Source organism: Tersicoccus solisilvae, assembly GCF_014643255.1.
In the GTDB taxonomy this organism is placed as follows: Bacteria; Actinomycetota; Actinomycetes; order Actinomycetales; family Micrococcaceae; genus Tersicoccus; species Tersicoccus solisilvae.
Genome location: NZ_BMJI01000043.1, coordinates 1 through 1332, shown reverse-complemented (window position 1 = coordinate 1332; position 1332 = coordinate 1). Strand labels below are relative to the sequence as shown.

1 protein-coding gene and 1 other annotated feature are annotated in these 1332 nt (G+C 67.9%); the gene reads right to left on the bottom strand.

The window, feature by feature from the left end; translation table 11 throughout:
* Positions 1 to 15: 15 nt before the first annotated feature.
* Positions 16 to 1280, bottom strand: a protein-coding gene (locus IEX22_RS15275) for an IS3 family transposase (RefSeq protein WP_229660099.1) whose coding sequence is annotated in 2 segments (ribosomal slippage) — positions 16 to 989 and positions 989 to 1280 — 1266 coding nt in all. Because the reading frame shifts where the segments join, the coding sequence is not laid out codon by codon here.
* Positions 868 to 996 (bottom strand) — a sequence feature (AL1L pseudoknot). (Overlaps the previous gene by 129 nt.)
* Positions 1281 to 1332 lie beyond the last annotated feature (52 nt).

Sequence of the window (1332 nt, the reverse complement as noted above, 5' to 3'; positions counted from 1 at the left end):
TGAACCGCCCCGGGTTTAGTGGAGGGCGGGTTCTCCCAGCGCCGGTTGGTGCTGGGGGTTGTTCTGACGGTAGTAGTTGTTCTCCGCCTCGATCGGTGTGCGGTAGCCGATGGAGGAGTGCAGCCGGTTCTCGTTGAACCAGTGCACCCAGGACAGCGTCGCGAGTTCGAGCTGGTCGGCGGTGCGGAACGGGCCGTCGACCTTCACGCACTCGGTCTTGTAGAGCCCGATCGTTGACTCGGCCAGGGCGTTGTCATACGAGTCGCCGACGGTCCCGATGGAGGCGACCGCGCCCACGTCGGCGAGCCGCTCGGCGTAGCGCAGCGCGGTGTACTGGGACCCGGCATCCGAATGTTGAATCAGCCCGGTGACGTCCTGACCGGCCCGGTCCCGCACCCACAACGCCATCTCGAGGGCGTCCAAGGGCAGGTCGGTGGGCATCCGATTCATGGTCCGCCAGCCCACGATCCGACGCGAGAAGACGTCGGTGACGAACGCGGTGAACGCCATCCCCGACCACGTCGGCACGTAGGTGAAGTCCACCACCCAGAGCCGATTGGGTCGGTCCGCGGCGAACACGCGTTGCACATGGTCCTCAGGCCGCGGGGATGATGCGTCCGGACGGGTGGTGATGAACTGCTTGCCACGGCGCGCCCCGGCCAGACCGTGCTGGCGCATCAGCCGCTCGACCGTGCACCGGGCCACGGTGATCCCTTCCCGGGCCAGCAGCCGCCACACCTTTCGGGCGCCACTGACCCCACGACCCAGGTTGCGGTCCCAGAAGACTCGTTCGATCTGCAAGGCCAGCTCCGCGTCGGCGACCGTCCGGGCCGAGGCGGGACGTGTCTTGAAGGCGTAGTACCCGGACGGGGCGATCGGCACGCCGTGCTCGGTGAGCACCCGGCAGATCGGCTCGACCCCGAACCGGGCCCGGTGCTCGTCGATGAACTGGACTACCACGGCAGTCGCGGGTCGAGCTCCCGCGCGAAGAACGAGGAGGCCGCCAACAAGATTTCATTGGCGCGTTTGAGCTCCCGGACCTCGGCCTCCAACGACTTGATCCGGGCCGCGTCGTTCGTGCTGGTGCCCGGGCGTTCGCCCGCGTCGATCGCGGCCTGCTTGGACCAGCCCCGCAGCGTGTCCGGGTTCACCCCGGTACGCTGCCCGACCCGGATCACCGCGGCGTTCAGCGACAGCTCCGGATCCTCCTTACGAGCCTCGGCCACAAGCCGCATCGCCCGTTCCCGCAACTCCTGCGGATACTTCCTCGGTGCCGGCATGATCATCATCCTCTCGGGGAATCAGACCCTCCACCAGACCCGGGGCGGTTCA